Source organism: Streptomyces sp. NPDC101225 (assembly GCF_044767585.1).
In the GTDB taxonomy this organism is placed as follows: Bacteria; Actinomycetota; Actinomycetes; order Streptomycetales; family Streptomycetaceae; genus Streptomyces.
This window is the reverse complement of record NZ_JBIWOE010000002.1, coordinates 66,356-92,757: the sequence shown is the minus strand read 5'-3', so window position 1 is coordinate 92,757 and position 26,402 is coordinate 66,356. Positions and strand designations below refer to the sequence as shown.

General features: G+C 72.5%; 21 protein-coding genes. 8 read left to right on the top strand and 13 right to left on the bottom strand.

Annotated features, from left to right (window positions below):
- Positions 1-2 precede the first annotated feature (2 nt).
- The 11 genes from ACIRPX_RS03175 to ACIRPX_RS03125 all read right to left on the bottom strand — a co-directional run bounded on the left by ACIRPX_RS03175 (position 3) and on the right by ACIRPX_RS03125 (position 14,665).
- Entirely contained in the window at positions 3-2,513 is a 2,511-nt protein-coding gene (locus ACIRPX_RS03175; RefSeq protein WP_404187567.1) for a tetratricopeptide repeat protein, read from the bottom strand.
- Positions 2,514-2,538: 25 nt separating this feature from the next.
- Positions 2,539-3,870: a hypothetical protein gene (locus ACIRPX_RS03170; RefSeq protein ID WP_404187566.1), complete on the bottom strand. Its 1,332-nt coding sequence runs from the start codon at positions 3,868-3,870 to the stop codon at positions 2,539-2,541.
- A 76-nt stretch (positions 3,871-3,946) separates the two neighbouring features.
- Positions 3,947-4,987 (bottom strand): glutamate ABC transporter substrate-binding protein, encoded by a 1,041-nt coding sequence (locus ACIRPX_RS03165; RefSeq protein ID WP_404187565.1) that lies wholly within the window; start codon positions 4,985-4,987, stop codon positions 3,947-3,949.
- Between the two features lie 14 nt (positions 4,988-5,001).
- Positions 5,002-6,459: a hypothetical protein gene (locus tag ACIRPX_RS03160; RefSeq protein ID WP_404187564.1), complete on the bottom strand. Its 1,458-nt coding sequence runs from the start codon at positions 6,457-6,459 to the stop codon at positions 5,002-5,004.
- Positions 6,460-6,637: 178 nt separating this feature from the next.
- A complete protein-coding gene (locus tag ACIRPX_RS03155) occupies positions 6,638-7,609 on the bottom strand; it encodes an N-acetylglucosamine kinase (RefSeq protein ID WP_404187563.1) in 972 nt (323 codons plus the stop codon).
- The gene (locus ACIRPX_RS03150) at positions 7,600-8,865 is read right to left on the bottom strand and encodes a 6-phospho-beta-glucosidase (RefSeq protein ID WP_404187562.1); all 1,266 of its coding nucleotides are present in this window, start codon (positions 8,863-8,865) and stop codon (positions 7,600-7,602) included. The genes ACIRPX_RS03155 and ACIRPX_RS03150 overlap by 10 nt, the downstream gene beginning before the upstream one ends.
- 6 nt (positions 8,866-8,871) lie before the next feature.
- Entirely contained in the window at positions 8,872-9,765 is an 894-nt protein-coding gene (locus ACIRPX_RS03145) for a carbohydrate ABC transporter permease (RefSeq protein ID WP_404187561.1), read from the bottom strand.
- Positions 9,766-9,767: 2 nt separating this feature from the next.
- The gene (locus ACIRPX_RS03140) at positions 9,768-10,709 is read right to left on the bottom strand and encodes a carbohydrate ABC transporter permease (protein ID WP_404187560.1); all 942 of its coding nucleotides are present in this window, start codon (positions 10,707-10,709) and stop codon (positions 9,768-9,770) included.
- A complete protein-coding gene (locus tag ACIRPX_RS03135) occupies positions 10,709-12,070 on the bottom strand; it encodes an ABC transporter substrate-binding protein (protein ID WP_404187559.1) in 1,362 nt (453 codons plus the stop codon). The genes ACIRPX_RS03140 and ACIRPX_RS03135 overlap by 1 nt, the downstream gene beginning before the upstream one ends.
- Before the next feature lie 89 nt (positions 12,071-12,159).
- Positions 12,160-13,371, bottom strand: coding sequence for an ROK family protein (locus ACIRPX_RS03130; RefSeq protein ID WP_404187558.1), 1,212 nt, complete (start codon positions 13,369-13,371; stop codon positions 12,160-12,162).
- Positions 13,372-13,549: 178 nt separating this feature from the next.
- Complete coding sequence (locus ACIRPX_RS03125; protein WP_404188249.1) at positions 13,550-14,665, bottom strand: mechanosensitive ion channel family protein; 1,116 nt, start codon at positions 14,663-14,665, stop codon at positions 13,550-13,552.
- Between the two features lie 290 nt (positions 14,666-14,955).
- Between ACIRPX_RS03125 and ACIRPX_RS03120 the strand changes: the two genes are divergently transcribed.
- From ACIRPX_RS03120 to ACIRPX_RS03105, 4 genes are all read left to right on the top strand, one after another.
- Positions 14,956-15,492: an HNH endonuclease gene (locus ACIRPX_RS03120; RefSeq protein ID WP_404187557.1), complete on the top strand. Its 537-nt coding sequence runs from the start codon at positions 14,956-14,958 to the stop codon at positions 15,490-15,492.
- Between the two features lie 290 nt (positions 15,493-15,782).
- Entirely contained in the window at positions 15,783-16,016 is a 234-nt protein-coding gene (locus ACIRPX_RS03115) for a hypothetical protein (protein ID WP_404187556.1), read from the top strand.
- On the top strand, positions 16,017-18,104 hold the full coding sequence (malQ, locus tag ACIRPX_RS03110) for a 4-alpha-glucanotransferase (RefSeq protein ID WP_404187555.1): 2,088 nt from the start codon (positions 16,017-16,019) through the stop codon (positions 18,102-18,104).
- A gap of 86 nt (positions 18,105-18,190) precedes the next feature.
- On the top strand, positions 18,191-18,442 hold the full coding sequence (locus ACIRPX_RS03105; protein ID WP_404187554.1) for a hypothetical protein: 252 nt from the start codon (positions 18,191-18,193) through the stop codon (positions 18,440-18,442).
- Between the two features lie 99 nt (positions 18,443-18,541).
- Here ACIRPX_RS03105 and ACIRPX_RS03100 read toward each other — a convergent pair whose 3' ends face one another.
- On the bottom strand, positions 18,542-19,138 hold the full coding sequence (locus tag ACIRPX_RS03100) for a TetR family transcriptional regulator (RefSeq protein ID WP_404187553.1): 597 nt from the start codon (positions 19,136-19,138) through the stop codon (positions 18,542-18,544).
- 142 nt (positions 19,139-19,280) lie between these two features.
- Between ACIRPX_RS03100 and ACIRPX_RS03095 the strand changes: the two genes are divergently transcribed.
- From ACIRPX_RS03095 to ACIRPX_RS03085, 3 genes are all read left to right on the top strand, one after another.
- Complete coding sequence (locus tag ACIRPX_RS03095; RefSeq protein ID WP_404187552.1) at positions 19,281-20,717, top strand: FAD-dependent monooxygenase; 1,437 nt, start codon at positions 19,281-19,283, stop codon at positions 20,715-20,717.
- 249 nt (positions 20,718-20,966) lie between these two features.
- Complete coding sequence (locus ACIRPX_RS03090; RefSeq protein ID WP_404187551.1) at positions 20,967-22,277, top strand: sigma-70 family RNA polymerase sigma factor; 1,311 nt, start codon at positions 20,967-20,969, stop codon at positions 22,275-22,277.
- Positions 22,278-22,355: 78 nt separating this feature from the next.
- Entirely contained in the window at positions 22,356-23,114 is a 759-nt protein-coding gene (locus ACIRPX_RS03085) for an SDR family NAD(P)-dependent oxidoreductase (protein ID WP_404187550.1), read from the top strand.
- 92 nt (positions 23,115-23,206) lie between these two features.
- Here ACIRPX_RS03085 and pepN read toward each other — a convergent pair whose 3' ends face one another.
- The gene (pepN, locus tag ACIRPX_RS03080; protein WP_404187549.1) at positions 23,207-25,777 is read right to left on the bottom strand and encodes an aminopeptidase N; all 2,571 of its coding nucleotides are present in this window, start codon (positions 25,775-25,777) and stop codon (positions 23,207-23,209) included.
- Between the two features lie 147 nt (positions 25,778-25,924).
- Here pepN and ACIRPX_RS03075 point away from each other — a divergent pair, with 147 nt between their 5' ends.
- Positions 25,925-26,398: a DUF1203 domain-containing protein gene (locus ACIRPX_RS03075; protein ID WP_404187548.1), complete on the top strand. Its 474-nt coding sequence runs from the start codon at positions 25,925-25,927 to the stop codon at positions 26,396-26,398.
- The last annotated feature ends 4 nt before the right edge of the window (positions 26,399-26,402 follow it).

The following is a 26,402-nucleotide window of genomic DNA, read 5'->3' as shown; positions in this document are numbered from 1 at the left end:
AACTACACCCACGTCCGGGGGCGGTAACGGTTGGCACGTTCCACCAGGTCGATCCTCTCCTCGCCGCCGGGCGCCAGCCGGGCCAGCGTGCGGTACGAACGCTCCAGGCCGAAGCGGAGGCCCCGCTCGTCCAGATCGCTGCCGAGCAGCACCCGCCCGGCGACGGGCGCGGAACCCTGGCCTCCGGAGAGTATCCAGTCCAGCGCGCAGCCGAGGACCTCGGCCGACAACTGCTCCCGGCGCGCCGGGTCCAGACCGTAGGCGTCCAGCGCCTCGACCTGCCGCGCGGCGGCGGTCAGGTCGTCCAGGAACGCCGTGTCACCGGCGGTCGCCGTGCGCCCGCGCAGCCGCGCCCGGACGGCGGCCACCCGCGCGGCCGTGTAGTGGATCGACGACTCGGGCACCGACTCCAGCGTCCCCACGGCGCTCGGCCGGTCCCCGGTGGCGAGCTGGACGCGGGCCAGGCCGAAGGCGGCGCTGACGTAGCTCGGGTCGGTCGCCCACACCAGGCGGTAGTACTCCGCCGCGTTGTCCAGCTGGCCCAGCACCTCGGCGCACAGGCCGAGCGCCAGCTTGGGCGCGGGCTCGCCCGGGAAGGCGTCGTAGATCGCGTCGAAGGCCAGCGCGGCGCCCTCGTGGTCGCCCGTCACCAGGGCGGCGACGCCCCGGTACCAGACGACCCGCCAGTCGTCGGGCCGCTCCTCCTCCAGGTGGAGCAGGGCCTCCAGCGCGGTGTACGAGTCGCCGTTCTCCAGCCAGGCGCGGATCTGCCTCAGCCGTGTCTCGGTGGACGGCGACGGCGCGGCGGCCAGTGCCCCGAGCAGCTCGGCCGGCGCGGTCGTCATCAGGCCCGCGAGGAAACCGGCGTTCGGGTCGGAGGGGTCGACGCGGGGCACCGGCAGGGCGAGGGCCGCGACGGGGGAGTTGACGGCCTTGACGAGCGCCGGCAGGCCGTCGGGCGGGGCAGGCAGCCGGGGCTGCCGCTTCGCCCGCTGCAACGCCCGCGTCCCCAGCACCGACACGTCCCCCTCCAGTCTGGGGAACAACTCCGTGTCGGTGACTCTCAGCTCGGGCCCGAACAGGGTCGACAGCGCGGGCCGCGCGCGCCCCGACTGCAGGGACACCACCTCGCGCAGCACACCCGTCAGCTGCTCCGCCATCTCCTGCGCGGAGGCGAACCGGCGGGCCGCGTCCGGGTCGGTGGCGCGGACCAGCAGGCGGTAGAAGGACTCGTACCGGCGGAAGACCTCGATGTTGTCCGGGTCGGGCAGGGAGTCCACGAAGACGTTCGTGTAGCCCTGGAAGTCGAAGGCCAGCACCGCGAGCGTACGGGCGACCGTGTAGAGGTCGGACGCCACCGACGGGCCGGCCTCGGCGACCTCGGGCGCCTGGTAGCCCACCGTGCCGTAGATCGCCGACTCGTCGTCGTCCATCCGGCGCACCGCGCCCATGTCGATCAGCTTGAGCTGGTCCTCGGTCTGGATGGCGTTGTCGACCTTGAAGTCGCAGTACAGCAGGTTGCGGCTGTGCAGATGGCCGAGCGCCTCCAGCGCCTCGATGCCGTACGCGCACGCCTGCTCGACCGGCAGCGGATCACGCTTGCCCGCGGAGGTGCGGCGTGAGTTGGCGATCTCCTTCAGGGACTTGCCGCCGACGTACTCCATGACGATGTAGCCGTCCAGGGAGCCGGTGCGCTGGTCGAGGTGCTCGACGAAGTTGTAGATCCGCACGATGTTGGAGTGCTCGATCTCGGCCAGGAAGCGCCGCTCGGAGATCGCCGCCTCCATCGCGTCCTGGTCGCCGGTGTCGAGCAGGCCCTTGAGGACCACCCAGCGGTCGGAGACCGCCTTGTCGACGGCGAGGTAGACCCAGCCGAGCCCGCCGTGCGCCAGACAGCCCACGACCTCGTACTGGCCGTGCACCACGTCACCGGTCTTCAGCTTCGGCACGAAGGAGTACGGGTGGCCGCACTTGGTGCAGAAGCCCTCCGTACGGCCCGGCCGCTCACCGCGCGCCCGGCCGACCGGCGCCCCGCAGTCGGAGCGCGAGCAGAACCGCTTGCGCTCGGGCACCTCCGGGTTCTCCAGGACCATCGCGCGCGGGTCGGGCCGCGGCACGTCCGGCACCTGCACCAGGCCCACGCCCAGCCGGCCGCGGCTGCTGGTGTTGGTGCTGGAACCGGAGCTGCGCACCGACACGGAACGGCCGGAGACACGGCCCGACAGGGACCGGGAGAGCCGCCCGGAGACCGAGCGCCGGGACTTCGACGACTGCGAGGACGTACGGGCGCTGCCGCGGCCGCTGGACCGCGAACTGCCGCTGCCGCGCGAGCCCTTGGCGTTGCCCGTGATGCCGGTGGCCGACGAGCCCACCATGCCTCCCCCGGAGGGGGGACCCCCAGCGGACACGACCGGTGCGAGGCCGCAGGTGTCGCAGTACAGCTCACCGCCGCCCATGTCCTCGTACGCGCCCTCGCATCCCGGCCGCTGGCACTGCTGCTGTGCCTGACTCATGACGTCACAGCACCCCCTTCGTCACTCACGCTCCCGGCCCCCTGCGGTCCGCGGGTCCGCTCTGACCCGGCACCCGCGGGGTGCTCAGCGCTTCGGCGGCCGCGTGCTGGTAGCGCAGCACGGCCTGTTCGGCGACGCGCAGGTCGCAGGGCGCGCTCCACAGCATGCGGCGCGCCGCGTCGTACCGCTCGATCAGGAACGGGTCCTCGGCGAGCCCGTGCCGGGCCACCTTGGCCTTGTACGCGTCGAGGCGGCCGCGCAGCTCCGCGCGGACCGCCAGCGGCGCGGTCACCGCGGTCAGCGACTCACGGGCCCGCAGCAGTTCGTCCTCCGCCTTCTCCTCCAGCGACTCCAGGAGCGGGGAGAGCCGGTGCCACTGCGCATGCCTGCGGTACTCGGCGGCCGCCGACAGCTGCTCCTGGAGCTGGGTCGGCGGACCGCTGACGACCGGCACCTCCGTGGCGGCGATCTTCGCGAGGACCTCCCCGCGCGCGGTGCGCGCCTCGGCGAGCGTGCGGTCCGCGCGGCTGAGCACGTCCCGCAGCCGCACCAGCCGCTGCTCGGCGTCCTGCCTGACGGTGAGCACGGCGTCGATCTCCCGGCGCACGTCCTCCAGGGCGCGCGCCTCACGGTCGTAGACGGCGGTGTCGGGACGGCCGCCGCCGGGCGCCGAACTGCCCGGGGCGGGCAGCCAGTACGCGAGCGGGTCGGAGACCACCTGCTCGCGCAGCGAGGTCAGGGTGCGCGTGATGCGCTCGAGGTCGTCGCCGGCCGGGTGCTCCCCGGGACGCACGCCGACGGAGTGGGCGAGCTTGCGGGTGCGCTGGAGCTCCGCGGCCAGCAAGTCGATCCGCGCGGGCAGCGCCGACCAGACCGCGTCGGCGGCGACGACCATGTCCAGGCTCGTCGCGTACAGCTCGTTCATCACGTCGACCAGGGCGGCCAGCGAGAACCGCCGGCTGAGCTTGCCGGAGCCGCCGTGCAGCGTGGGCGCGTTCGCCGTGGCCGCGGTGGAGTCCGCGACGGCGACGGCCTCGCCGCGCAGCAGCTCGGTCAGCTCCACCAGGTCCTCGTGGCTGGACCAGCGGCGGCGGGAGCGGATGTCCCGGGCGGAGCGCAACGCGTCGGTGTAGGCGTCGAAGTAGGTCCACAGCAGCGTGATCGACGCCTCCGCGGCGGCCCAGCGCTCCCGGGTGACGCCGGTGAGCTCCGCGCCCTCCAGGAGTCTGCGGCCCGCGTGGTCCTGCAGGGCGAGGAGCGAGGTCTCGATCGCCTCGTGCTCCGCGCCGAGCCGCGCCAGCGCACGGTCCACCTCGTCCCGGTCCATCACCGGCCCGGCGGGGTCCGTGGCGCCCATCGATCACCTCTCGCTGCTGTCGTGTGCCGTCGTGTGGTCTCCGACGTCCGGCCGCTGCCGTCCGTCCGATGATCGGTCACCTGTAGTGGGCGGCGGGAGGGGTCGCCGACGTCGACTTCGTGTCGCCCTGGTCCATGGTGGGGTGCAGCCACTTCGCGTACGAGGCGGCCCATCCACCGTTCTTGATGTAGTTCTGCAGGGTCCGGTTGACCTGGCGTACCAGATCGTCCGAACCCCGTTTCATCGCCACGCCGTAGTACTCGTCGGTGAACAGGCCGCCCTTCAGTTCGACCGTCGGGTCCTGCGCGGCCTGGCTCGCGGCGAGCGCGCCGTCGGTGACCACCGCGTCGACCTCGCCGAGCTGCAGCTTCACCAGGCAGTCGAGCTGGTTGGGGACGACGGTGCCGATGTCGGTGGAGGCGGGGATCTTGCCGCCCTTGTCCGCCCGCAGGCTGTCGAGCGCGGTGGAGCCCTCGGCCGAGCAGACCTTCCTCCGGGCGAGCGTGCTGTCGTAGCCCTTGATCGTCGAGGTCCTGGGCGCCAGGACCTGCTGGCCGGTCCTGAAGTAGGGGGCGGAGAAGGCGACGTCCTTGAGGCGGGCGCAGTTGATCGTCATGGTGCGCACCACCATGTCGACCTGGCCGCTCTGGATGGCCGGAATGCGCTGGTTGGTGGGGATGGCCTTGAAGGAGACCGCGTCCGGGTCGCCGAGGAGGTCCTTGGCGATCTGATGGACGAGGTCGATGTCGAAGCCCTCCAGCGCGCCGGAGGTGTTGTTCGGGTTGAGGTAGCCCCAGCGGTAGCTGTTGGTGTCGACGCCGACGATCAGCCGCCGGTCCTTGCGGGCCTTGATCCTGTCGACGGCGCCGCCGCCACCGCCGCCGGACGGCGACAGGCTCTGGTCCTGCGGGGCCAGGCCGTTGTCGCACTTCGTGTCCGCCCTGGCCTGGGTGCCGTGGGCGAGCCGCCCGCCGCCGCCCTGGGCACCGCTCGACTGGGTGTGGGGCAGCAGCAGTACGAAGGCGAGGGCCAGTACGCAGACGGCCGCCATCGCGCCGACCCCGCCCCAGCCCCGGAGCCCGGCTCGCAGACGTCGGGCCAGACGGTGTGCATCCATCTTCACGCCCCCTCTCACCGGTACTCCGACAGCCTGCGCCCGATGCCCAGCACCGCTCCGGCCGCGCCCAGCACGGCCAGGACCGCGGCGCCGTACGGCAGTCCGGTCAACGCGTCCCTGCCGTCGCCCGCGGCCTGCTTGAACTCCTGCTGCTCGTGCAGGAGCGCCGTCTGCAGGGCCTTGTCCACGTTGTCGAAGCACACGCTCGTCGGATCCTTGCCGACGCCGATGACCTTGTCACGGGCCTGCTGGTACTCGCCCTTGTCGTTCAGGCCCTGGGCGACGCCGTGCCGGTCCTTCCACGCCTTCATGAAGCTGTTGGCGTCCTGCACGGGCTTCTTGCCCGCCGAGTCGTCCGCGAGGCCGCCCGCCTTGGTCAGCGACGTGGCCAGCCGGCCGATCTGGTCGTCGTAGCCGAACGCGTAGGCGTCCACGGTCCTGCCGTTCACGTCCTTGGTGTCCGCGCCGCGGCGGATCAGGCTGAGGTTCTCGTCGCTGCGGGCGGTCAGGGACGCGATGCGGGCGTCGTGCAGGACGTTGAGCGAGCGGACACCGTGGTCGTAGGAGTCGTTCAGCCCGGCGCGGGCGACGGTGTGGCCGACGACCAGCCACAGCAGCACCACCGCGGAGGCGGCCGAGGCGGTGACCAGGCCGTGGTTCAGCACCCGGTTGGTGCGCAGGTAGGTGCGGCGCTGGACCCAGGCCAGACCGCCCAGCGCGACGAGGCCGAGGCCGATCGCGGGCCACGGGAGCGACTTCGCGTCGGCGTAGTCGGACTGGAGCCGCTGGTTCTCCTTCTGGTACAGGTCCTCGGCCTTGGGCAGCATCTGCTGCTGCATCTGCTCGTTGGCCGCCCGCAGGTAGGCGCTGCCCACCGGGTAGCCCTGGCGGTTGTTGGCGCGGGCGGTCTCGATCAGGCCCTCGTACCGCGGGAGCAGCGTGTTGAGGTCCTCGATGGTCTGCGCCGAGCCGGACCCCGCCTTGGAGTTGGAGGCGGCGGTGACCAGCTTCTGCGCGGCCGTGCGGACGTCGTCCTCGTACCGCTTGCGGATGGCCGGCTTCTCCTGCGGGCCCGCGAGATAGCCGCTGGCCGCCGCCGTGTTGGCGTCGGCCAGCGAGCGGTAGATGTCGGCCGCGTCCGAGCTGAGCGGCTGGCTGCGGGTGAGCACGTCGCCGGCGGCCGTCGCGCGGTCGGTCATCTGCCAGGCGGTGACCGCGCCGAACGCGACGACCAGCAGGGCCACGAGCGCGCCGATGATGCGCAGCCGGCCCGGCTCCGTCGTCGCCGCCTCACGCAGCCGGTCGACGCCCTCGGCGAACGCCGTGCGGCGGGTCGCGGCGGGTGCGGGCGGGGCGGCGGGGCCCGGGGGCGGCGGGGGAGCGGGCGGCTGCCCCTGCTGGGGCGGCACGGCCGGCATCGTGGGCACGCCGGACCCCGGTGGCGCCGCGCTGCTCTTCGGCGGATGTGTCACTTCGACCTCCCCCATGGTCATCCGTCGCCGCAAGTATCCCTGGCGGGTCCTGCCGGCGGCAGGGCAGGGTTCCGCATCACCCTGCCCATGAATACGCCTGGGGAATCAGTTCGGTTCCGGTCCGGGGCAGCCGCCCCGGACCCGTGCTGCGGCCCGGTCGATTATGGCTCGCCGAGGCTCAGGATTCGAAGTGGGCGCGCACCCTTTCCTGCACCTCCGGCGGCGCGTCCACCCGGTCCAGGCCCAGCAGCGCCGCGCCCAGCACCGGACTCGCCGTCACCACCCGGGGCACCGCCTTCGGAGCCCGCACCGCCAGCAACTCGCGTATTCCGTCGTTCAGTCGGGGATGCCGGGCGGCCAGGACCCCGCCGCCGAGCAGCACCGGGGTCTCCTCCTCCAGCAGGTCGAGGCGGGTCAGGGCCACCGTCGCCATCGTCACCACCTCGCCGGCGAGCCGGTCGACGATCGCGCGGGCGATCGGGTCGCCGTTGGCCGCCGTCGCGAAGAGCACCGGCGTCAGTTCGTGACGGCGCTCGTGCGGCACGTGTTCCAGGTGCAGCGCCTCGATCAGCGTGAGCATGGTGGGGAGGCCGAAGTGGGCCGGGAGCGTGCGGGCCAGGTCCGTGGGGTCACCGCGGCCGTCCTCCGCGCGCGCGGCGAACCACAGCGCCTCCTCCGCCAGGCCCCACCCGCCGCCCCAGTCGCCGGAGATGCGCCCGATCGCGGGGAAGCGGGCGGTGCGGCCGTCGGGGCGCATGCCGACGCAGTTGATGCCTGCGCCGCAGACCACGGCCACGCCGCGCGGCTCGGTGATGCCCGCGCGCAGGATGGCGAAGGTGTCGTTGCGGACCTGAACGGCCCCGCCCCACGCGCGCGCCTCCAGGGCGGCCGCCAACTGCTCCTCCTCGACGGGGAAGTCGGCGTTGGCCAGGCATGCGGAGACCTGGTCCACGCCGGTGACACCCGCCGCGGCGAACGCGGTGTCCACCGCGGCGGCGAGGGCGTCCACGGCCGCCTCCACGCCCACCACCGGCGGCCGGAACCCGCCGCCGCGGGCGGTGGCGAGGACGGTTCCGTCGGCCGCCACGACCGCGACGTCGGTCTTGCTGTTGCCCGCGTCGACGGCGAGGACACGTGCGGTCATGCCCACGCGAGGTGCTCCCGGTTGTGTGCGATCAGCTGGTCGGTCAGGGCGTCCGCGTACGCGTACTGCCCGATGAGGGGGTGGGCGAGCAGGGCGCGGAAGACCCGGTCGCGGCCGCCGCGCAGCGCCGCCTCCAGGGCCAGGTCCTCGTACGCCGTCACGTTCGCCATCAGGCCCGCGTACAGCGGGTCGACGGCCGGTACCGCCAGCGGGAGCGCTCCCTTCGCGCCCACCGCGGCCTGGACCTCGATGACCGCGTCGTCGGGCAGGAAGGGCAGCGTGCCCCGGTTGTAGGTGTTGACCACCTGGTACGGGCTGCCGCCGCCGCCCAGCAGCGCGGCCGCGAGGTCCACCGCCGCCTCCGAGTAGTAGGCGCCGCCGCGCCTGGCGAGCAGCTCCGGCTTCCCGTCCAGGGCCGGGTCGCCGTACATCTTCAGCAACTGCCGTTCCATCTCGGCGACTTCGGCGGCCCGGGAGGGCTTGGTGCGCAGCTCCCGCACGACCTCGTCGTGGGCGTAGAAGTAGCGCAGGTAGTACGAGGGGACCACGCCGAGGCGGTCCAGCAGGGTGCGCGGCAGCCGCAGGTCGCCGGCGATCGCCTCGCCGTGCTCGGCGAGCAGCTTGGGCAGCACGTTCTCGCCCTCGGGGCCCTCCAGGCGTACGCCGGTCTCCCAGGTGAGGTGGTTGAGGCCGACGTGGTCGAGGTGCACGTCGGAGGGGGAGACGCCCAGCATCCCGGCGAACTTGCGCTGGAAGCCGATCGCCACGTTGCACAGGCCGACCGCCTTGTGGCCGGCCTGCAGCAGGGCCCGGGTGACGATGCCGACCGGGTTGGTGAAGTCGATGATCCAGGCGTCCGGGTTGGCGCGGTGGACGCGTTCGGCGATGTCCAGGACCACCGGGACCGTGCGCAGCGCCTTGGCCAGGCCGCCCGCGCCGGTCGTCTCCTGGCCGACGCAGCCGCACTCCAGCGGCCAGGTCTCGTCCTGCTCGCGGGCCGCCTGCCCGCCGACGCGCAGCTGCAGCAGCACGGCGTCGGCGCCGTCGGCGCCCGCCTCCAGGTCGGAGGTGGTGACGATACGTCCGCGGTGGCCCTGCTTGGCGAAGATGCGGCGGGCGAGGCCGCCGACCAGCTCCAGGCGCTCGGCGGCCGGGTCGACCAGCACCAGCTCCTCGATGGGCAGGGTGTCGCTGAGCCGCGCGAAACCGTCGATGAGTTCGGGGGTGTAGGTCGAGCCTCCGCCGACCACGGTGAGTTTCATACGTGGTTAACCCTTCACTCCGGTGAGCGTGACACCTTCGACGAACGCCTTCTGGGCGAAGAAGAACACGAGGATCACGGGGGCCATGACCAGCACGGTCGCGGCCATGGTGAGGTTCCAGTCGGTGTGGTGCGCGCCCTTGAACGACTCCAGGCCGTAGGACAGCGTCCAGGCGCCGGGGTTCTCGGAGGCGTAGATCTGCGGGCCGAAGTAGTCGTTCCAGGCGTAGAAGAACTGGAACAGGGCCACGGCCGCGATGCCCGGCTTCGCCATCGGCAGGACGACCCTCAGCAGGGTGCGCAGCTCGCTGCAGCCGTCCACCTTCGCCGCGTCCAGGTACTCGTTCGGGATGGTCATCAGGAACTGGCGCAGCAGGAAGATGGAGAACGCGTCGCCGAACGCCATCGGGATGATCAGCGGCCACAGCGTGCCGGCCAGGTCCAGCTGCTTCGCCCAGAACAGGTACATCGGGATGATGACCACCTGCGGCGGCAGCATCATCATCGAGATCACCAGCATGAGCGCCAGATTGCGGCCGGGGAAGCGGAACTTGGCCAGGGCGTAGGCCACCGGGATCGAGGAGGCGACGGTGAGGACCGTGCCCAGCCCGGCGTAGATCAGCGTGTTCCGCCACCAGGTCAGGAAGCCCGGGGTGTCGAAGACCTTCTTGTAGTTGGACCACTCCCAGGTGTGCGGGATGAGGTCGCGGCTCAGTGCCTGGGTGTCGCTCATCAGCGAGGTCAGCAACACGAACACGAAGGGGAGGACGAAGAAGAGCGCGGCCGCGACGCCGAGGGAGTGGACCGCGATCCACTGCAGCAGCGAACGGCGGCGGGCCGTGCGCTCCGCGGGCGAGACCGGTGCCTTCAGCCGCACCGGCTTGTCCAGGACTTGGGCCATGGTCAGTCACCTGCCAGGTTGAGACCGCCCCGGCGCCGCATCAGGAACGCGGTGAACACCATGGACAGGGCGAACAGGACCAGGGCGACGACGCACGCGGAGCCGTAGTCGAAGCGCTGGAAGCCGAGGTTGTAGACGAGCTGGGGGAGGGTCAGGGTCGACTTCTCCGGGTAGCCGGGCTCGAACTGGGTGCCCGCGCCCTGGATCACGCCGGAGGCGACCTTTCCCGCGATGAGCGGCTGCGTGTAGTACTGCATCGTCTGGATCACGCCGGTGACGACGGCGAACATGACGATCGGCGAGATGTTCGGCAGCGTCACGTACCGGAACCGCTGCCAGGCCGACGCGCCGTCCAGCTCCGCGGCCTCGTACTGCTCGGTGGGCACGTCGAGCAGCGCGGCCATGAAGATGACCATCAGGTCGCCGATGCCCCACAGGGCGAGCAGGGTGAGGGCCGGCTTGGACCACTGGGGGTCGTTGAACCAGCCCGGAGCCGGGATGCCGACCTTCTCCAGGATCGAGTTGACCGGGCCCGTACCGGGGTTGAGCAGGAACGCGAACGCCATCGTGGCGGCCACCGGCGGGGCCAGGTAGGGCAGGTAGAACAGAGTGCGGAAGACACCCGTGCCCGTCCTGATCCTGGTGATCAGCATGCCGACGCCGAGGCCGAACACGACCCGCAGCGTGACCATCACCAGCACCAGCCAGAGGGTGTTGCGCAGGGCCGGCCAGAAGAAGGGGTAGTGCTCGAAGACGTAGGTCCAGTTCTTCGTCCCGGTCCACGTCGGCGGCCTGAAGCCGTCGTAGTGCATGAAGGAGAAGTAGACCGTGGAGATCAGCGGGTACGCGAAGAAGACCGCGAAGCCGATCAGCCAGGGCGACATGAAGGCGAGGGTGCGCAGCGCCGACCTGCGGCGCTTCGACGCCAGGGTGATCGTGGACATTACTTCGCCTGCGCGATGTCCGTGTCGATCTGCGCGGCCGTCTTCTTCAGGCCGGCCTTGAGGTCGGTGACCTTGCCGCTCTCGTAGTCGTAGCCGAAGTTCTGGATCGTCGTCAGGTACACGCCGCCGTTGACGGAGGCGGGGGACGTGGTCGAGTTCGGGTTCGCGGCGATGTCCAGGAACGTCTTGAAGCGCGGGTCGTACTTCAGCTTCGGGGACTTCAGGGCGGCCAGTGTGGAGGGGACGTTGTGGATGGCGTTGGAGAAGTTCACCACCGCGTCCGTGTCCGTGGTCATGTACTTCACCAGCTCCCAGGCCGCGTTCTGCTTGTGGCTGTTGGCGGCGATGCCGGTGATGGTGCCGGTGATGTAGCCCTTGCCGTACTGGTCGGCCTGGTCGTCCGGGACGGGCAGCGGGGCCACGCCGATGTCGAACGCGGGCTTGGTGTCCAGGGCCATGCCCAGGCGCCACTCGCCGTCCAGCTGCATCGCCACCTGGCCGGTGTGGAAGGGGTGCTTGGGGCCCCACTCGTCGCCGAGCTTGGCGCGGTAGGTCTCCAGCTTCTTGTAGCCGCCGAGTTCGTCGACGAGCTTCTTCTGCAGGGTGAACCCGGCCTCGAAGGCGGGGTCCGTGGCGAGTGCGGACTTGCCGGCCTTGTCGAAGTACGTCGGCGAGAACTGCCCGAAGTAGTGCTCGGTGGTGGTCTCCCAGCCGTGGTAGTCCGGCATGAAGCCGAGCTGCTTGTAGCTGCCGCCCTGCGGGATGGTGAGCTTCTTGGCGTCGGTCTCGAACTCGCTCCAGGTCCTGGGCGGGTTCTTGATGCCGGCCTTCGCGAACGCCGTCTTGTTGTAGTAGAGCCCGTAGGCGTCGCCCAGCAGCGGTGCGGTGCAGCGGTCGCCGTCGAACTGGGTGTACTCGTTCATCGCCTTCGGGAACGTCGTCTCCGGGTCGATGCCCGCCTTCTTGAAGAAGGGGCCCAGGTCGCTCAGCGCGCCCGACGAGCAGAACTTGCCGACGTTGTTGGTGGTGAAGGAGGAGATGACGTCCGGGGCCTTGGCGCCGCCGGTGCGCAGGGCCTGGTTGATCTTGTCGTCGGTCATGTTGGCGACGACGTTCACATGGATGTTGGGGTGCGCCTTCTCGAAGCCGGCGATCAGCGCGTTGACGGCCTTCACCTCGTTCGGCGCGCTCCAGGCGTGCCAGAAGTTGATGGTCGTCTCCTTCGAGGCGTCGTCGTCGGCACCGGAGGAGGACTGACCGGTGCAGGCGGTGGCGAGGAGGGCGAGGGCGGCGGAGGCGGCGAGGGCGCCGGCCGCCTTCCGGGTCACTCCGGGTGCGACGTTCCAGGACTTTCCGGGCATGGCAAGGTCTCCCAGGGGCGGGACGGGGTGGGACGGGATGGGTGAAGAGGGAGGCGCGGACGGGACCGCAGGGGCAGAGGGTCAGCGGGTCAGCGGGAGGTGTCGAAGACCTCGTCGCGGGTGGCCGCGAGCGCGGTCTCCAGCGCGCCCCGCAGCACGGGATGTTCGGGTACGCCGCCGACCGCGAGCCGGGGCCGGGAGGCGGCCAGCTCCTCCAGCTCGGCCTGGACGAGGGCGCGCAGCACCTCGCCGCCCGAGGTGAGGGCGCTGCCGCTGAGGACGACGAGTTCGGGGTCGAGGACGGAGACGAGCGAGGCGAGACCGGTGGCCAGGCGGGTGGCGTACGTCTGGAGCAGTTCCCGGTGCGGGCCGTCGTCGGACGCGGCGGCGCGGGCCACGAGAGCGGCGGCGGCTTCGGCGTACGGCCCGGCCGGGATGTCCTCGATGCCCAGGCTGCGGGCCAGCTTCGGGATGGCCTGCGAGCCCGCGAGTTCCTGGTAGCCGCCGCTGTTGGCCTTGGTCACCTGGCGGACCAGGGGCACCCCCGGCACCGGCAGGAAGCCGACCTCGCCGGCGCCGCCGGTCCAGCCGCGGTGCAGCCGCCCGCCGAGGACGAGGGCGGCACCGAGACCCCCCTCGTTCCACAGCAGCACGAAGTCCTCGTGCCCGCGGGCCGCGCCCAGCCGCTGCTCGGCGACGGCGGCGAGGTTGACGTCGTTCTCGTACTCGACCGGCATCGGCAGGGCGGCGGCGACCTCGTCGAGCAGGCTCGGGGCGTGCCAGCCCGGCAGGTGGGAGGCGTAGCGCAGGCGGCCGGTGTTCGGGTCGAAGGCGCCCGGGGTGCCGATGACGATCCGGTCCACGTCGTCGCGGGCGAGGCCCGCGGCCTTCACGGCGCCGTCGAGGGCGTCGGTGACCTGGCGGACGACGGGCTGGGCGGGCCGCCTGCCGGGGGTGTGCAGTTCGTAGGAGCCCACCGTGCGGCCGGTGACGTCGGCGACGGCGGCGCGGATGCGCTCGGGGGTGACGTCGAGCCCGGCGGCGTACGCGGCGGCCGGGTTGACCTCGTACAGCTGGGCGTTGGGGCCGGGCCGTCCCTCGGTGGTGCCGGTGGCGAGGACGAGGCCGGCCGCCTCCAGGCGGGCGAGCAGCTGGGAGGCGGTCGGTTTGGACAGGCCGGTGAGCTTGCCGATCCGGGTGCGGGACAGCGGTCCGTGCTCCAGGAGGAGGTCGAGTGCGGCGCGGTCGTTCATGGCGCGCAGGACGCGCGGGGTGCCCGGCGTACCGGCCGTTCCTGCCATGGGGGCGCCACCTGCCTTTCGACTGCCCGAAGCTTCTCATTGATCACTGTTAGGAAAGTTTCCTATTGGCTGGAAAGGAACGTAAGCCCAGCACGAAGGGGGCGTCAAGAGAAACCGCCCCCGAGGCAACAGACTCGTTACCTCGGGGGCGGGCGGGATGCGGGCCGTCCGGCAGCGCCTACGGTGCCGCCGGCCGCTGCCGGACGATCGGGGTCGCGGCCACCGCCTGCGGGGACTCCGTGTCGGAGAACACCGACGGGGCCGCGATCGTCGCCGTCGGGTCGGCGTCCTCCGCGTCCACCGCCGCGGTCGCGCCGCCCACGATGCGGATGTCGGCCGCGTCCAGGGCGCGCTTGATGCGCCAGCGCAGCTCACGCTCGACGGTGCGGTCCTTGCCGGGCATGGTCCTGGCGGCGACGTGGACGACCATCGAGTCGGGCAGGACGCTGTCCAGGCCGAGGATCTCGACCGGCCCCCACAGCACCTCGTTCCAGGGCTCCTCCCGGCCCATCCGCTCGGCGACCTCGTCGAGCGTGGCCTTCACCAGGTCCAGGTCCTCGTCCGCCTTGAGCGTCACGTCGACACCGGCCGTCGCCCAGCCCTGGGAGAGGTTGCCGATGCGCTTGACCTCGCCGTTGCGGACGTACCAGATCGCGCCGTTGGGGCCGCGCAGCTTGGTGACGCGCAGGCCGACCTCGATCACCTCGCCGACGGCGACACCCGAGTCGATCGTGTCCCCGACGCCGTACTGGTCCTCCAGGATCATGAAGACGCCGGAGAGGAAGTCCGTGACGAGATTGCGGGCACCGAAGCCGATCGCCACGCCCGCGACACCGGCCGAGGCCAGCAGCGGCGCGAGGTTGATCTGGAAGGTGCCGAGGATCATCAGCGCCGCGGTCCCGAGGATCAGGAAGGACGCGACCGAGCGCAGGACGGAGCCGATCGCCTGCGAGCGCTGGCGGCGGCGCTCGTTGTTGACCAGCAGCCCGCCGAGCGCGGTGCCCTCCGCGGCCTGGGCGGTACGGGTCATGCGGTCGATCAGCTTGGTGATCGACCGCTGCACTATCACCCGCAGCACGACCGCGATCACCGCGATCAGGAGCACTCTCAGCCCGATCGCCAGCCAGGTGGACCAGTTCTGCTCGACCCAGCTCGCGGCGTTGGTCGCGCCCTCCTGGGCGTCCTGGAGCGTGGGGACCGTCGGTGTCGTCGACTGCGAGGGGGTCGGTGACGGGGACGCACCGGCGGCCGACAGGACGGCGGGCAGGGACACGGCGAGAACCTCCAGGCGCAGCTCCACCGGCGGATGGCCAAGGTCACGAAAAGGTCACCGGCGGTGCGGGAGCACCAGATTAGCGGTGCCGTGTGTGTGGATCCTCGCCATCTTCCGGGGAGAGACGGTGGTCACGCGGGGATGTACAGGTGGGATGGAGAGTTCGCCGTCCTGGGGATGAATGAGATGTGGTCGAAAACACTCCCAGCCCGTTACCGGGACATGGTGGCGCTTCCACCAGGCCAGAGGAGAGACTGACTGCAGATCGTCCCGGCGCGAGCCACGCGCCGCCGACGCACAAGGAGGCATCCGTGCCGCATGTCCTGGTCCTCAACGCGTCGTACGAGCCACTCGGCGTCGTACCGCTCCGCCGCGCGCTCGTCCTCGTCCTCGAGAACAAGGCAGTCTGCCTCGAGGAGTCCGGCGCCTTCCTGCACAGCGCAACCGTCACAGTCCCCGCACCCAGCGTGGTCCGGCTCAAGCGATTCGTCCGGGTTCCCTATCGGGGGCCCGTTCCTCTCACCCGGCGGGCGCTCTTCGCGCGCGACGGGGGCCGGTGCATGTACTGCGGTGGCGTCGCAACCAGCGTCGACCATGTCATTCCGCGCAGCCGCGGGGGCAAGCACGTATGGGACAACGTGGTGGCGTCCTGCCGCCGCTGCAACCACGTGAAGGCCGACCGGCACCTCGTCGAGATCGGCTGGCGGCTGCGCCACAAACCCGCTCCGCCCACCGGCCTGGCCTGGCGCATCATCGGCACAGGCCATAGGGACCCGCGCTGGCTGCCCTACTTGCAGCCGTACGGCGCGGAGGACGCCATGGCCCGGATCGACGGCATTTCCGCCTGACGTCCGGGCTTTCGCACACCCGTGGCCCGTGGCCCAGGGCCTGTGGCACGTGGCGCCCGGCGCCCGGGGGACCCGTCTCCCCCGGGGCCGGGCGCCGTCCGGCGCGGTCCGCCTCCGGAGTGCGCGGAGGGCCGCCCGCACAAAGATCCGAGCCTGAGGCACGCCACCTGCGCAGAATGTGCGGCGCAGAATGTGATGAGAGGCACGATGTTCCGTTCCGTACGTCTGCCTTCGCGCGGACGGGGTAGGGCTGCGGTGAACGTTGCCCTACTCGACCGAAGGAGGCCCCTGTGGCCGCATCGGCACATCTTCTGCTCTCGGCCCTTTCCAAACGCGAGGAGGCCGCCGGCTACGAACCCCACCTGTGCGTGTTCAGCGCGGAGGGCACCTGCGTCGACACCCCGCTGACCAGCGAACCGCCTCTCCCGGACGCCGAGCCCCTGACCAGCGAACCGCCGCTCGCCGACGCCACGCCCCTGACCAGTGAGGCGGTGGGCCTCGAGCCGGACACCACGAGGCCCTAGATGACAGAACAGGGGTCGGCCGCACCGCCCTCCGAGGACCTGACCCGGCTCGCCGGACTGCACGGCGTCGCCACCTCCTACAGCCCCTCCCCGGACCGCACGGTCGCGGCCTCCGCCACCGCCGTCACCCTCGCCCTCGCCGCCCTCGGCGTCGAAGCCGCCACCCCCGAGGCCGTCCGCGCCGCACTCGCCTCCCGCGAGCGGGAGCTGGGCGAGCGGCTGCTGCCCCCGACCGTGGTGATCTGGAGCGGCGGCACGTCCCCCGCCCTCGCGGCCCTGCCGGCCGGCACCCGGGTGCAGGTCGGGACCGAACAGGGCGAGACCCGCACCTCGGTCGACGAACTCCCGCCCGGCGTCCACCGGCTGACGGCCACCGCGCCCGACGGGCGGGTGGCCGAGGCGCACCTGGTCGTCGCCCCGCCCCGTTTGCCCACGCCCGCCGCGCGCTCGTACGGCCTGCTCGTCCAGCTCTACTCCCTGCTCTCGCAGCGGTCCTGGGGCATGGGCGACCTCGGTGACCTCGCCGAACTCGGCGCCTGGGCCGGGCGCGCGCTCGGCGCCGGGTTCGTCCAGGTCAACCCGCTGCACGCGGCCGTGCCCGGCGCCCCCACCGACCCCTCGCCCTACCGCCCCTCCTCCCGCCGCTTCCCCGACCCGGTGCACCTGCGCGTCGAGGACGTCCCCGAGTACGCCTATGTGCAGGACTCCGAGCGGCTGCGGGCGCTGCCGGCGCGCGCGGCCGAACTGCGCGCCTCCGTCCTGGAGAAGGGCGCCCTGATCGACCGCGACGCGGTGTGGGAGCTCAAGCGCCGGGCGCTGGAGCTGATCCGCGAGGTGGAGCTCGGGCCCGGGCGGCGCGCCGCCTACGCCGACTTCCTCGCCGAACAGGGCGAGGCCCTGGAGGACCACGCCACCTGGTGCGCGCTGGCCGAGGTGCACGGCTCCGACTGGAGCCGCTGGCCCCAGGGGCTGCGCGACCCCCGCTCGGCCGAGACGGCCAGGGCCCGCGGCGCGTTGATGGACCGGGTCGACTTCCACTGCCGTCTCGCCTGGCTCACCGACACCCAGCTCACCGAGGCCCAGCGGGCCGCGCGCGCGGCCGGGATGCCGATCGGGATCGTGCACGACCTCGCGGTCGGCGTGCACCCGCAGGGCGCCGACGCCTGGGCGCAGCAGGAGTACTTCGCGGCCGGGATGTCGGTGGGCGCCCCGCCGGACGCCTTCAACGCCCGCGGCCAGGACTGGGGCCTGCCGCCCTGGCGCCCCGACCGCCTCGCCGAGTCCGGCTACGCCCCCTACCGCCGCCTGCTGCGCGCCCTGTTCCGCTCCGCGGGCGCCCTGCGCATCGACCACGTCATGGGCCTGTTCCGCCTGTGGTGGGTGCCCCAGGGCCACCCGCCCACCGAGGGCACCTACGTCCGCTACGACGCCGAGGCCATGCTCGCGATCCTCGTGCTGGAGGCCTCCCGCGCCGGATCGATCGTCATCGGGGAGGACCTCGGCACGGTGGAGCCGGGTGTGCGCGAGAAGCTGCGCGAGCGCGGGGTGCTCGGCACCTCGGTCCTGTGGTTCGAACGGGACTGGGAGGGCGACGGCCGTCCGCTGCCGCCGGAGGGCTGGCGCGCCGACTGCCTCGCCACCGCCACCACCCACGACCTGCCGTCCACCGCGGCGCGCCTCACCGGCGAGCACGTCGAGCTGCGCCACCGCCTGGACCTGCTGACCCGCCCGCTGGAGGAGGAACGCGCGGAGGCGGCGGCCGACGCGGGGGAGTGGCTGGCCCTGCTCGGCCGCCTCGGCCTGCTGCACGGCACGGGCGGCGGCCACGCACCGTCGGAGGAGGAGGCGCAGATCCAGGCCGTGCACCGGTTCCTGCTGCGCACCCCCTCGCGCATGGTCGGCGTCTGGCTGCCCGACACGGTCGGCGACCGCCGGCCCCAGAACCTTCCGGGGACCTGGGACCAGTACCCGAACTGGCGGCTGCCGGTGGCGGACGCGACGGGCCGCCCGGTGACCCTGGAGGAACTGGCGCGCTCGCCCCGGCTGCACGCGCTGCTGGACGTGCTGCGGACGGCGCCGCGGGAGTAGCGGCGGGCGGGGCCGGGGGAGGGCGCGGGGCTCCGTACGGCACCCCGGACGAGCGCCGCCGATCGGCGTTGGATACTTTTGTGACCGTGGACAAGAAGAACGCCCTGCGCGCCGGCGCCCTGGCTTCCGGTACGACGCTGATGATGCTGCTCATGTCGTCCCCCGCGCTCGCGCTGACCCGCGACGACGGCGACGACCCCGGCACGGGCCTGAGCGTCATCCAGACGCTCGGCCTCTACGTGCTGATCCCGCTCGGCCTGTTCGCGGTCATCGCGGGCCTGGTCTTCGCCCTGGACAGGTCGAAGGACCGCGAGCCGAAGGCCAAGGCGAAGGCCTGACCCCCCACTTCGGAGGGCGCCACCCCCGCGCCGTGACGGCGGGGACGGCGCCCTCGGTGTGTTTGCGGGCCCTGTGGTGTCTCCGGGGCCCCGGCGTCCTCAGGGGCTCGGCGCCGTGAGATAGCGCTGGAGCGTCGGCGCCAGCCACGCCACGATCTCCTCGCGGCCGAGCGCCACGGCGGGCGGGAGGCGCAGCACGTAGCGCGTGAGGGCCAGTCCCAGCAGCTGCGCGGCGGCGAGCCCGGCCCGTGCGGGCGCCTGTTCGGGATCGGGGCACACCGCGAAGGCGACCGGGACCAGCTGGTCCCGGAAGACGCCCTGCATCCGCTCGGCCCCGGCCCGGTTGGTCGCCCCGACCCGCAGCAGGGCCGTCAGCACCTCGTTCTCCTCCCACATGCCGAGGAAGTGCTCCACCAGCGCCCGGCCGACGTCCTGCCGGGGCAGCGCGGCCGCGTCCGGCATCGACAGGTCGATGGAGACCGCCGCCGCGAACAGGCCCTCCTTGTTGCCGTAGTAGCGCATCACCATCGACGGGTCGATGCCCGCGTCCCTGGCGATCGCGCGGATGGTGGCGCGCTCGTAGCCGTCGGCGGCGAAGCGCTCGCGGGCCGCGGCGAGGATCGCGTCACGGGTGACGTCGGAGCGCCGGCGGGCCCCGGAACCGGACTCTGTGCTGCTGCTGTCGCTGACTCTCACCTCGGCAAGCCTAGGCCAACATCTGTTGGCCTACAAGTGTTGACTCTTTCGCCGGTGCCGCTCTACGGTGGTCAACGCACGTTGGCAAACGGTCGTAGGCAAACAAGCGTAGGCAAACAAGCGTAGGCAACTGGAGGTCATCATGCAGAAGCAGCACTCCGTGATCGTCGTGGGCGCGGGCCCCGCCGGTCTCCTGCTGGCCGGCGACCTCGCCGCCGCGGGCGTTCCCGTCACCCTCGTCGAGAAGCGCCCGCACCGGATCAGCAACCTCTCCCGCGCCTTCGTCCTGCACGCCCGCACCCTTGAGCAGCTCGACGCCCGCGGCCTCGCCGACGACCTGGAGAAGGCCGGCCGCGCCCTCGGCAGCCTCCGCCTCTTCGGCCGCCTGAGCATCGAGCTCGGCACGCTGCCCTCCCGCTACAACCACCTCCTGGTCATCCCGCAGTACGAGGTGGAGAAGGTCCTGGAGCGGCGGGCCGTCGAGGCCGGGGTGGAGTTTTGCCACGAGACCGAGCTGACCGGGCTCGCGCAGGACGCCGACGGCGTGACGGTCGAGGTCCGCACGGCCGGCGGGGCGGCGCGGACCCTGCGCGCCGCGTACGTCGTCGGGACCGACGGCATGCGCAGCTCCGTGCGCGAGGCGATCGGGCTGCCCTTCCCCGGCCACTCCGTCATCCGCTCCGTCGTCCTCGCGGACGTACGGCTGGCCGAGGAGCCGGAGAACCTGCTGACGGTCAACGCCGCCGGCGACGCCTTCGCCTTCCTCGCGCCCTTCGGCGACGGCTACCACCGCGTCATCGCCTGGAATCGCGCCCGCGACGTGCCCGACAGCGAGCCCCTCGGCCTCGACGAGGTCAAGGAGGTCACCCGGCTCGCCCTCGGCCGCGACTTCGGGATGCACGACGCCCGCTGGATGTCCCGCTTCCACAGCGACGAACGCCAGGCCCCCGCCTACCGCGTGGGCCGGGTCTTCCTCGCCGGGGACGCCGCGCACGTGCACACCCCGGCCGGCGGCCAGGGCATGAACACCGGGCTCCAGGACTCGGCCAACCTGAGCTGGAAGCTGGCCGCCGTCGTCCAGGGGCACGCGGACCCGGCGCTGCTCGACAGCTACCAGGCCGAACGGCACCCCGTCGGCAAGGCCGTGCTGCGCAGCAGCGGGGGCATCGTGCGCCTGGCGATGGCCAAGCGCCCCTGGACGCTGGCGCTGCGGGCCGCGCTGACCACGTTCCTCGACCACGTCGGCCCGGCCCGGCGCAGGGCGGTCGGCGGGATCACCGGCATCGGCCACCGCTACCCCGCCCCGCGCGGCGCCCACCGCCTCACCGGCACCCGCGTCCCGGACGTCGCCCTGGAGGGCGGCCGGCTCTACGAGGCCCTGCGCGGCGGACGGTTCGTGCTGATCGCCCCGGAGCCGTACGCGGCGGCGGGCGCCGGCGAGGACCGGCTGGCCGTCGGGCGCTGGGCGAGCGAGCGGCGTACGGCCGTCCTGGTCCGCCCCGACGGATACGTGGCCTGGGCGTCGGACACGGCGGACGGTGCCGCGATCGAGGCGGCGGTCGCCGCCCACGTCGGCTGACGCCTCAGGCCCGGCGGCCTTTCAGGAGCGCTGAACACACCGGCCGAAGCGACCCGCACCACCCCGATCCCGAAGGCGGCCGCCCTCGGGATCACCGTTGCCGCACGCGCCGCCGGCGCGCGGTCCGGCGGCTTCGTCGCCTCCCGGTCGTTTTCCGGTGCCGCCCCAACCGGCGCGCGATAGCGTCACACCGTCCCCGCGTGACGCAACGCCCGGACCCGACGCAGGTCCCGGATACCGGAGGTGCCCGTGGTCGCCGACCTCTGTGCCAGCTGCGGCAAGGCGCTGCCCGCGCGAGCCGGCCGCACCGGACGCAGCTCCCTGTACTGCTCGCCGGCGTGCCGGCAGAAGGCCTACCGCAGGCGGCACCTGTCCGGTGAGTCCGGGGTGGACGGCCTGATCGAGGACATCGCCCGGCAGGTGAAGGACCTGACGCCGCAGCCGCCCTCCGTGCTGTACTCGGGCGTGAACGACCTGTCGTCGTCCGTCGCACGGCTCAGGCGGGTGGCACGGCTGGCCCGGGACACGGCGAAGGAAACCGTCACGCCGGTCCCCGTGACGCAACACCCCGGCACCGCCTCCCCGCTCACCGAGGCCGACTTCGCCGCCGTCACCGAGGCCCACCGCCGTGAGATCCAGGTCCACTGCTACCGCATGACCGGCTCCTACGACGACGCCGAGGACCTCGTGCAGGAGACGTTCCTGCGGGCCTGGCGCGCCCGGGACGCCTTCGAGGGGCGGGCCGGCGCCCGCACCTGGCTGTACCGCATCGCCACCAACGCCTGCCTGGACTTCCAGCGCCGCACCGCCCGCCGCCCGCAGCGCTACGCACCGGTCCCCGGCATGAACCACGGCACCGGCGAGGCACCCGACCGCCTCACCTGGCTGCAGCCCTACCCCGACGACCAGCTGCCCTCGGCCGAGGAGCAGCCGGAGGAGGCCGCCGTCTCGCGGGAGACGCTGGAGCTGGTCTTCCTCGCCGCCCTCCAGCACCTGCCGCCCCGCCAGCGGGCCGTGCTGGTGCTGCGGGACGTGCTCGGCCTGACCGCCGCCGAGACCGCGCAGGCCCTCGGGCTGACCGTGGCCTCGGCCAACAGCGCCCTCCAGCGGGCCCGGCCCACCCTGCGCGACCACCTGCCCCGGCAGCGCGGCGACTGGACCGCCGCGGAGCCGACGGAGGCCCAGCGCGCCGCCCTGCAGCGGTACATGGCGGCCGCCGAGGGACTCGACTTCGCCGCCATGACCGAGCTGCTCAGCGAGGACGTGCGGCTGACCATGCCGCCCAACCCGTTCTGGTTCGCGGGCCGGGACGCCCTGCTGGAGTTCCTGCGGCCCACGCTCGACCCGGCGTCGCCCATGTTCCTCGGCCACTGGCGCCACCTGCCCGCCCGCGCCAACGGCCAGCTCGCGGCCGGAGGCTACGTCCGCAGACCCGGCACCAACGTCTACCGCGCCCAGGTCCTGGACGTCCTGCGCTTCGACGCCGAGGACCGCGTCGTGGAGATCACGTCCTTCGAGCCGCACCTCTTCCCCGCGTTCGGGCTGCCGCTGCGGCTGTGAACCGCCGACCGATGAGCGATCGCGACGGCGTGCGTCTGTATGAGCAACTCGTACGGAACACGTCTGAAGGAGATCATCATGCAGCTCACCGGAAAGACCGCGATCGTGTACGGCGCCGGCGGCTCCATCGGCGGTGCGGTCGCCCGCGCCTTCGCCGCCGAGGGCGCCCGGGTGCACCTCGTCGGACGCACCCGGAAGACGCTGGAGGCGGCGGCCGCCGGCCTCGGGAACGCCGAGGTGGCCGTCGTGGACGCCCTCGACGAGGCGGCCGTGGAGAAGCACCTGGACCAGGTCGGCGACGTCGACGTCTCCTTCAACCTCGTCACCCGTGGCGACGTGCAGGGCACCCCGCTCACCGACCTGTCCGTGGACGACTTCATGCGGCCCGTGATCAACGGCGTCCGCGCCAATTTCATCACCGCCCGCGGCGCCGCCCGCCGGATGGCCGGGCGCGGCTCGGGTGTGATCCTCACCCTCGACAGCGGCTCCGCGCACGGCAGCCCGATGATGGGCGGCACCGGACCGGCCGACGGGGCGATCGACACGCTGGTGCGCAACCTCGCGGTGGAGTGCGGTCCGCAAGGCGTGCGGGCCGTCGGCCTGTGGGCGGCCGGTGTGCCCGAGACGTTCACCGTGGAGAAGCTCTCCGCGGTCAACCCGGCGATCGACGAGAACGCCGTCCAGGGCATCGTCGCGGGCCTCGCCGGTATGCGCATGACCCGCCGCAACCCCACGCTCGCCGACGTCGCGGCCACGGCCGTGTTCCTCGCCTCCGACCACGCGGCCGGCATCACCGGCACCTTCGTCAACGTCACCGGCGGCATGATCGCGCGCTGACCCGGGCGGTCCCGGCCCCGGCCCCGTCCGCGGGAACGGGAAACGGAAAGGGCGCCCGGTGCGACACCGGGCGCCCTCCGCCGTCCGGGCGGCTACGCCCGCGCGTCCGCCGCCTGCGCCCTCAGCGCGCGCTCCACACCCGAGCGGGACTCGGAGACCAGGCGGCGCAGGGCCGCGCCGGGCTCGGCGGAGGCCAGCCAGGCGTCCGTCCGCTCCAGCGTCTCCCGGGAGACCTGGACCGCCGGGTAGAGGCCGATCGCGATCTGCTGGGCGATCTCGTGCGAACGGGAGTCCCAGACGTCCTTGACGATCTCGAAGTACTTCTCGGCGTACGGCGCGAGCAGCTCACGCTGGTCCGTCTGGACGAAGCCGCCGATGACGGCCTCCTGGACGGCGTTCGGCAGCTTGTCGGACTCGACGACCGAGGCCCACACCTCGGCCTTCGCCTCCGCGGTCGGGCGGGCGGCGCGGGCGCTGGCGGCGTGCCGCTCACCGGCGGCCGTCCGGTCCCGCTCGTACTCGCCGGCGATCTCCGGCTCGTCGAAGCGGCCGACCGCCGCGAGCCGCTGCACGAGTGCCCAGCGCAGCTCGGTGTCGACCGCGAGTCCCTCGATCGTCTGCGAACCGTCCAGCAGCGCCTCCAGCAGGTCCAGCTGCTCCGGGGTACGGGCCGTGGCCGCGAACGCCCGCGCCCAGGCGAGCTGGTGGTCGCTGCCCGCCGCGGCCGCGCGCAGATGGGCCAGCGTGGCGTCGGTCCAGCGGGTCAGCAGGGCCTCGCGGGCGGACGGGTCGGCGTAGAGGTCGATCGCGAGCTTGACCTGGCGGTGCAGCGACTGCACCACGCCGATGTCGGACTCCTTGCCGACGCCCGAGAGGACCAGGGAGAGGTAGTCGCGGGTGGCGAGCTCCGCGTCCCGGGTCATGTCCCAGGCCGAGGCCCAGCACAGGGCGCGCGGCAGCGAGGCCTCGAAGTCGCCGAGGTGCTCGGTGACGAAGGCCAGCGACTGCTCGTCCAGGCGGACCTTGGCGTACGACAGGTCGTCGTCGTTGAGCAGCACCACGGCCGGGCGGCGCCGGCCGGCCAGCTGGGGCACCTGCGTCAGCTCGCCGTCGACGTCCAGCTCGACGCGGTCGGCGCGCACCAGCTTGCCGCCGGCGGCGTCGGGCTCGTACAGGCCGACCGCGATGCGGTGCGGACGCAGCGTGGGCTCGCCCTGGGCGCCGGCCGGGAGCGCCGGCGCCTCCTGGCGAATGGCGAAGGAGGTGATGACGCCGTCGGCGTCCGTCTCGATCTCCGGGCGCAGGACGTTGATGCCCGCCGTCTGCAGCCACTTCTTCGACCAGGTCTTCAGGTCACGGCCGGAGGTCTCCTCCAGCGCGCCGAGCAGGTCGGACAGGCGCGTGTTGCCGAACGCGTGGCGCTTGAAGTACGCCTGCACACCCGCGAAGAACTCGTCCATGCCGACGTAGGCGACGAGCTGCTTGAGGACCGAGGCGCCCTTGGCGTAGGTGATGCCGTCGAAGTTGACGAGCACGTCGTCCAGGTCGCGGATCTCGGCCATGATCGGGTGGGTGGAGGGCAGCTGGTCCTGCCGGTAGGCCCACGTCTTCATGGAGTTGGCGAAGGTGGTCCACGAGTGCGGCCAGCGCGAGGCGGGGTGGTACGCCTGGCACGCGATGGACGTGTAGGTGGCGAACGACTCGTTCAGCCACAGGTCGTTCCACCACTCCATGGTGACCAGGTCGCCGAACCACATGTGGGCCAGCTCGTGCAGGATGGTCTCGGCGCGCAGCTCGTAGGAGGCGTCCGTCACCTTGGAGCGGAAGACGTACTGGTCGCGGATGGTGACCGCGCCCGCGTTCTCCATCGCCCCGGCGTTGAACTCCGGCACGAAGAGCTGGTCGTACTTCTCGAACGGGTACGCGTAGTCGAACTTCTCCTGGAACCACTCGAAGCCCTGCCGGGTGACCTCGAAGATCGCGTCCGAGTCCAGGTACTCCGCGAGCGAGGGGCGGCAGTAGATGCCCAGCGGCACGCTCTGCCCGTCCTTCTCGTACACGCTGTGGACGGAGTGGTACGGGCCGACGATCAGCGCGGTGATGTAGCTGGAGATCCGCGGGGTCGGCGCGAACTCCCAGACGTCGTCCTTGGGCTCGGGCGTCGGGGAGTTGGAGACGACGGTCCAGCCGGTCGGCGCCTTCACGGTGAACCGGAAGGTCGCCTTCAGGTCCGGCTGCTCGAAGGAGGCGAAGACGCGGCGGGCGTCCGGGACCTCGAACTGGGTGTAGAGGTAGGCCTGTTCGTCGACCGGGTCGACGAAGCGGTGCAGGCCCTCACCGGTGTTGGTGTACGCGCAGTCGGCGACCACCCGCAGGACGTTGGTCCCCTCGAGCAGCCCCGGAAGGGCGATGCGGGAGTCGGCGAAGACCTCGGCGGGGTCGAGCGCGTCGCCGTTGAGCGTCACCTCGTGGACGGTCGGGGCCACCAGGTCGATGAAGGACTCGGCGCCGGATTCGGCGACCGCGAAGCGCACCGTGGTCACGGACCGGTAGGTGCCGCCCTCCTGCGCGCCGGAGAGGTCGAGATCGATCTCGTACGAGTCAACGGAGAGCAGCTTCGCCCGCTGCTGCGCCTCTTCGCGGGTCAGGTTTGTGCCAGGCACCGGGTCATCTCCTCGTCAATGTGTCGGTTGCGCCATCCTTCCATGGGGCGGGGCGCTTGAACCGAGGGCTATCCCTCGTATCCCCCGGGAAGTGTCACGTCCGTTTCCCGCCGGTCGTCCGGCGGCGCCCGCGCCAGCCTGGGACGTATGACGACCTACACGCCACGCCCCATCGCCCCGGCCGTCCTCGCGGAGCTGCGCACCGCCGACGACGCGGGCCGTCCGGCGGCCCCCTTCACCGACGACGAGGGCGGCGCCCCCTTGCGCTGCTGCCTGCGCCGCAGCGAGCCGGGGGAGCGGATCGCCCTCGTGTCCTACGCACCCCTGCGCCGCTGGGCCGCCGCGACGGGCGCCCGGCCGGGCGCCTACGACGAGCAGGGCCCCGTCTTCATCCATGCGGACGACTGCCCGGGCCCGGACGGCGGCGCCGGCCACCCGTTCGCGAACGCCCACCGCACGCTCCGCCGCTACTGCGCCGACGGCCGCATCCTGGGCGGCGCGCTGGTCCCCGCCCCGGACGACGACGCCTTCCGCGACGCGTTCGACGACCCGGCCGTGGCACTGGTGCACGTCCGGGCCGTCGAGTACGGCTGCTTCCTCTACGAGGTCACAAGGGCGTAGTGCG

Excerpts from the sequence above, each read along its gene's own strand:
- ACIRPX_RS03140 (WP_404187560.1), bottom strand. The coding sequence starts at position 10,709 with ATGTCCACGATCACCCTGGCGTCGAAGCGCCGCAGGTCGGCGCTGCGC.
- ACIRPX_RS03165 (WP_404187565.1), bottom strand. The coding sequence starts at position 4,987 with ATGGATGCACACCGTCTGGCCCGACGTCTGCGAGCCGGGCTCCGGGGC.
- ACIRPX_RS03170 (WP_404187566.1), bottom strand. The coding sequence starts at position 3,870 with ATGGGCGCCACGGACCCCGCCGGGCCGGTGATGGACCGGGACGAGGTG.
- ACIRPX_RS03135 (WP_404187559.1), bottom strand. The coding sequence starts at position 12,070 with ATGCCCGGAAAGTCCTGGAACGTCGCACCCGGAGTGACCCGGAAGGCG.
- ACIRPX_RS03145 (WP_404187561.1), bottom strand. The coding sequence starts at position 9,765 with ATGGCCCAAGTCCTGGACAAGCCGGTGCGGCTGAAGGCACCGGTCTCG.
- ACIRPX_RS03075 (WP_404187548.1), top strand. The coding sequence starts at position 25,925 with ATGACGACCTACACGCCACGCCCCATCGCCCCGGCCGTCCTCGCGGAG.
- ACIRPX_RS03150 (WP_404187562.1), bottom strand. The coding sequence starts at position 8,865 with ATGAAACTCACCGTGGTCGGCGGAGGCTCGACCTACACCCCCGAACTC.
- ACIRPX_RS03175 (WP_404187567.1), bottom strand. The coding sequence starts at position 2,513 with ATGAGTCAGGCACAGCAGCAGTGCCAGCGGCCGGGATGCGAGGGCGCG.
- ACIRPX_RS03130 (WP_404187558.1), bottom strand. The coding sequence starts at position 13,371 with ATGGCAGGAACGGCCGGTACGCCGGGCACCCCGCGCGTCCTGCGCGCC.
- malQ (WP_404187555.1), top strand. The coding sequence starts at position 16,017 with ATGACAGAACAGGGGTCGGCCGCACCGCCCTCCGAGGACCTGACCCGG.
- ACIRPX_RS03085 (WP_404187550.1), top strand. The coding sequence starts at position 22,356 with ATGCAGCTCACCGGAAAGACCGCGATCGTGTACGGCGCCGGCGGCTCC.
- ACIRPX_RS03095 (WP_404187552.1), top strand. The coding sequence starts at position 19,281 with ATGCAGAAGCAGCACTCCGTGATCGTCGTGGGCGCGGGCCCCGCCGGT.